A 4,938-nucleotide genomic window follows, 5' to 3' on the forward strand; every position below is an offset into this window, starting at 1 on the left:
CAGTCGATATTAGAACGGCGGCATCGTCATACAGGCTGACGAGCGTATCGACGTCCGCCTCCTGAAACGCCTTGTCAATCAACTCGATGGCATGCGTTGGGTCTCGCGCGAACATCGGGATCCTCCTTCTGGAATTTCATCACTGTTTCGTCGATTTATGGCTGGCGCGGGTCCATCAGAGCGAGCTGTCGGTCAGTATCGAGACCAGACGCATCGATCAGATTCCGGCGTACCATTCGTATCCGCGGTCTTCCCAATAGCCGCCATTGCCGCCCCATAAGCCGGCGAAACTATCGACGATCTCGATGCGCGTGATGTACTTGGCCTGCTTGTAGCCCAGCTGCCGTTCGACCCTGAGGCGCAGCGGCGCGCCATGACCCACCGACAGGTCCTGGCCGTTCATGGCGTAAGCAAGGATCGTCTGCGGGTGGAAAGCGTCGATGAGGTCGATGCTTTCATAGTATCGGCCACTTCCGTCGAGCGTCCGCTCCAGCTCGTCGGCACAGTGGAAGACGGCAAATCGCGCTGAGGGCTTGAGCCCGACGGAACTCAGCAGGGTCCCAAGCGGAACGCCCGTCCACTTGCCGATGGCACTCCAGCCCTCGACGCAGTCGTGCCGGGTAATCTGGGTGCGGGCCGGGAGCATCTTCAGATCTGCGAGTGAGAGCTCCCGTGGCCGGTCGACGAGACCGTCGATCTTCAACCGCCAGCTTGCGAACTTGCCATCGAGGAGTTGCGCGTACTCGTCGCCGTCCGGCGCGCTCGTCCCGTTCACGCGAAACGATGGCGAGATGTCCGTCTCGGCAAATTCTCGCGCCAGCGCCCCACGACCCAGAAGCAGCCTTTGGGCTTTCATCGTCAGCGCCTCGGCTGAACGGATGACGGCTCCCAATCCGGCATTCTGCTCCAGCGCATTGCAGCCGGTCAGCGCCAGCACGCTCGCGCCAGAAGCGGTGCCGATCAGGAAGCGACGGCGTGTCAAACTGGTCATGCGTCAGGCCCCTCCTGTCGGATGGCATAGCGGCCCGTGATCATCGACCGCATGTTGTTCCAGGGACCCGAGAGGATGACCATGGCAACGTGGACGGCGACGAACGCGACGAGCAGGGATGCGGTAATGAAGTGAAGCGTCCGGGCGGACTGACGCCCGCCGAAGATGTCGAGAAGCACCGGAAATGCCGCGTCCACGCCCGGCGACATGGTCAGGCCGGTCAGCACCATCAAAGGCAGCAGGGCCGCGATGACGACGATGTAGGTGAGCTTCTGAAGAGCATTGTAGCGCCGGGCCTTCTCCCCCTTGGGAAAGCGCAGGCGGGCATGATCGACAATTTCGCGCCAGAGGTGGCGTGGTGCGAGTTCGTGGCGGTCCGGCACTAGGTCACGCCGAAAATGGCGGCTCAGGAGCCCGTAACCGAGATACACGAGGCCGTTGACGACAAAGACCCAGGCAAAGAAGAAATGCCAGCGCCGGCCGGCGGCAAGGTCGTGATATGAGGGAAGCGTAAGCCAGGCCGGAAACGCCCGCGGCGTCCACTCGCCGTCGATCTTCGACAGGCCCAGGACACCCGTCGTGGGAACCGTGACACCGCCGATTCTGAAGAAGCCGTGCGGCTCCCCGTCGCCTTCACTCGCGCCGATCTTGAGGAAGGCCGGATCGGCGTCGGCGCCGTACTGGCCCCAGTGGAGCTGCGGATAGGCGTTGAAGATCTGAAGCCCGCTCAGCAGCAGGACGCTGAGGCACAGTACATTCAGCCAATGCGTCAGACGGGTAACGATGGAATGACGCCGGATAAGGATGGTCCTCCAGCGGGGCGCTAGCCGTGAGTTTCGCAACTCCTCGGTCATGGTCTGTCCTGATGTGTGGCTGAATTGGTCAGAGCCGCTCGGTCGCAGATGCCACCGGCCGGGTGGGGATCCACCCGGCCGGCGGGGTGCGGATCACATCGGCGGGACGACGCCGTTGGTGCCGACGACAACCCGCTGCGCCGTGATCGCGCCACTCGCGTCCTTCTCGGCCGGGATGAAGACAACGGCCCCTGGCTTCAGATCGGCCTGGGTTGCCGGAGCGAAGGTGACGACGGGCGTGCCTTCGGGGATGGCGATCGTCTTCTCCTGTCCGTGATAGGTGACCGTCACCGTACGACCCTCTACGCCCTTCACGGCATCAGCCACCGTGGCGTTCGTCATCGTGCTGTTGGGCTTGAGATCCCAGCCGAAGCTGCCTTCCGCCGCCCCTTTGAGGGCCGGCGGGAAGATCAACACTTCCAGGGCGCCATCACCGCCGCCCACCTTTGGCAGCGAAGCGATGCCGACATAGTCGCCGGGCTTGATGTCGCTCACCGAAGCGTTGGCCACGCCGGAGACGTTGAAGCCCTGCGCGAGCGTGACATCGACGGTTTGCCCTTCACGGGTCTTCACCTTGAGCATCGTATCGCTGGCCTCGACGACGCTGCCCCGCAGACGCACCTGCTGGGCGTTCTGGTTCTGAGCGGATGCCGAAGACGTCAGGCCCGTCGTCAGCAATGTGCCGAGTGACGCGGCAATGACGAAGGAATGGAAGGCTTTGAGACGCATATTATCCTCGTTTACCTACTAGTTGGTAGTCACGAAACGCAAAATTCACGACCAGTCGTGAACACTGCGCCTGTCCCGGAATGCCTCCAGGGCATCGCGGAAAGTCGGCCGGTGAATGCTGAGCAGCCGTTTTACTGCGACAGCTCAAACCGCCCTCATTGCCGGTTGCAAAGTCGATCGATCAGCGGAGCGGTGACGGCGGCGAACACCTCAGGATCGTCATAGGCGCGCGCCGACAGCATCGCCCCGTGAACGGTCGCCATGAAGGCTTCCGCTTCAATACGGGGCGTATCCGTCAGCGCAAGCCTGCCCACTTGCTGCCCACGCTCCAGGACCGAGGTCAGCCAGGCCGAGATCATCCGGAAATGGGCTCTCACCTCGAGGACCACTTCCACCGGGAGAACCGGCAGCTCGCTCGCCAGGAGGGCGCACACACAGAATGGCGCGCTGGCGTCTCTGATGCAGGCTGCCCAATACCCCGTATAGCGCCGAAGCTGTTCGAGCGGATCGGAGGTCTGTTCTTCCAGATATGCGATACCGGCCACGGCCTCCTCCCGGTATCGGGAAACCAGCGTGCGCACCAGATCCGCCTTGGTCGGGAAATGGTGGTGGATACTGGGCTTCCGGATACCGACAACCTCCGCGATGTCCGCATAGCTGAAGCCGTTGTAGCCACCGGCTATGATCAGGGTGCGCGCGCAGGCAAGGATGTCGTCCGCGGTGGTCGATGGGCTGCTCATGACGCATGCCTACCTACTAGTCGGCAGGATGTCAAGCCCTGAGATCGCGTGGAGAGCCTCGTGTCGGAGCCTCAGGCGCTTATAACGCGAAGCTGGTGGAGCGCGAGAGCGCCTCCCAAGCGGTGATTTCGGCCCTCATCCCGTCGAGTTTCTGTTCGACCAGTCCCAGGGCGTCATCGCCCAGAAAAAGGCGAACCGGCGGATTCGGGGCTTCGACCAATGCGAGCAGCGCCTGGGCGGCCCTGGCCGGATCACCCGGTTGATTGCCGCTCTTTGCCTGTCGTCCGGCGCGGATCGGGTCCATGACCGCATCATAGTCGGCGATGCTGCGGGGTGTGCGATCCATGGATCGTCCGGCCCAATCGGTGCGGAACTGGCCGGGAGCGAGTGCCGTCACCCGGATCCCGAACCCCGCCACTTCCTTGCCGAGCGCTTCGGAAATGCCTTCGAGAGCGAACTTGCTGCCGCAATAGAAGGCGATTCCGGGCATAGTGATGAAGCCGCCCATCGAAGTGACGTTGATGATATGACCGCGACGCCGCTCGCGCATGCCCGGGAGCACCGCCTTCACCATTGCGACCGGACCAAACACATTGGCAGCGAACTGGCGCTGGAGGTCGTCCATGGAGGATTCCTCCAGCACACCCTCATGGCCATACCCAGCATTGTTCACCAGCACGTCGATCGGACCAGCCTGTCGCTCAGCGCCGGTCACAACCGCCGGAATCGTATCGAAATCGGTGACATCCAGCACAAGTGGATGGGCACGACCGGGCGCGAGCGCGGCAAAGGTTTCCGCGTCGCCCTCACGCCGCACGGTGCCGATCACACGATGGCCGGCCTCAAGCGCGCCTGCGGCAAATGCTCGTCCCAGACCCGAGCTGACACCGGTGATGAGGAATGTTTTAGAGGCGGCAGCCGTCATGGTTAACTCCAAGCCGTGATGATAACTATATCATGATATAGATACTGCTATGGCACGCGGCAACACCCAAAATTCTGCCACCGGCATCAGGGGCGAGCCGCTTCGCCAGCGTGTCACCGATGCAGCGGAACGGCTGCTCCGCGAGGACAAGGCCGATTTCTCGATGCGCGACCTCGCTGCCGAGGCTGGCGTCAGCTTCGCAACGCCTTTCAACCAGTTCGGGAGCAAGGCCGCGATCATGCATGCCCTTTCGGCACGGCGGATCGATACGATGGCGAAGCGCTTTGCCGAGGCGCCACCGCTCCCGGACGCAGCCGACCGCGTGCTGTTCGCCATCGACACGGCGGTGGAGGTGATGCTCGAGGAGCCGGGGGTGAACCGGGTGGTGATGGGGTGGATCGGTACTGCCGGCCCCTCCCCCGGACAGGTCCTGGCGCACTCCACGGCCTTGTGGACGCTGGCGCTGGGCGCGGGGGAAGGCTTGACCGCAACGCGGCGGGAGCAGGCGCTGCGGTGCTTGCCAGGGCAGCTCGCTTTCGCCTTTCGCGGGGTGATGTCTTTTTGGACCGCCGGCGAGCTGCCGGACGAAGCTCTCGCCTCCAACGCGCGAGAGATCGCGAGCACCTTGTTGCTCGGCTTTACCGAACGGCCAAGTCCTTGAGGGTGCCCTTTGTCTCCGCGAGCCGGAAGTAGGCGATC

Annotated in this window: 6 protein-coding genes; 1 reads left to right on the plus strand and 5 read right to left on the minus strand. The window is 63.3% G+C overall.

Translation table 11 applies throughout. From position 1 onward, the window contains the following. Nucleotides 1–217: 217 nt before the first annotated feature. The 5 genes from FFK22_RS40925 to FFK22_RS40945 all read right to left on the minus strand — a co-directional run bounded on the left by FFK22_RS40925 (nucleotide 218) and on the right by FFK22_RS40945 (nucleotide 4,239). The gene (locus FFK22_RS40925) at nucleotides 218–991 is read right to left on the minus strand and encodes a molybdopterin-binding protein (RefSeq protein ID WP_138893554.1); all 774 of its coding nucleotides are present in this window, start codon (nucleotides 989–991) and stop codon (nucleotides 218–220) included. Beyond that, complete coding sequence (locus FFK22_RS40930) at nucleotides 988–1,845, minus strand: cytochrome b/b6 domain-containing protein (RefSeq protein ID WP_138893553.1); 858 nt, start codon at nucleotides 1,843–1,845, stop codon at nucleotides 988–990. The genes FFK22_RS40925 and FFK22_RS40930 overlap by 4 nt, the downstream gene beginning before the upstream one ends. Nucleotides 1,846–1,938: 93 nt before the next feature. Continuing rightward, entirely contained in the window at nucleotides 1,939–2,574 is a 636-nt protein-coding gene (locus FFK22_RS40935; RefSeq protein ID WP_138893552.1) for a hypothetical protein, read from the minus strand. 155 nt (nucleotides 2,575–2,729) lie between these two features. Further along, nucleotides 2,730–3,314: a TetR/AcrR family transcriptional regulator gene (locus FFK22_RS40940; protein ID WP_138893551.1), complete on the minus strand. Its 585-nt coding sequence runs from the start codon at nucleotides 3,312–3,314 to the stop codon at nucleotides 2,730–2,732. A gap of 79 nt (nucleotides 3,315–3,393) precedes the next feature. Continuing rightward, on the minus strand, nucleotides 3,394–4,239 hold the full coding sequence (locus FFK22_RS40945) for an oxidoreductase (protein ID WP_138893550.1): 846 nt from the start codon (nucleotides 4,237–4,239) through the stop codon (nucleotides 3,394–3,396). 49 nt (nucleotides 4,240–4,288) lie between these two features. On the opposite strand from FFK22_RS40945, the gene FFK22_RS40950 reads away from it, so the two are divergent. Then, complete coding sequence (locus FFK22_RS40950; protein WP_138893549.1) at nucleotides 4,289–4,900, plus strand: TetR/AcrR family transcriptional regulator; 612 nt, start codon at nucleotides 4,289–4,291, stop codon at nucleotides 4,898–4,900. Nucleotides 4,901–4,938: the final 38 nt, after the last annotated feature.

This window comes from Mycobacterium sp. KBS0706, from assembly GCF_005938675.2.
Classification (GTDB): Bacteria; Pseudomonadota; Alphaproteobacteria; order DSM-16000; family Inquilinaceae; genus Inquilinus.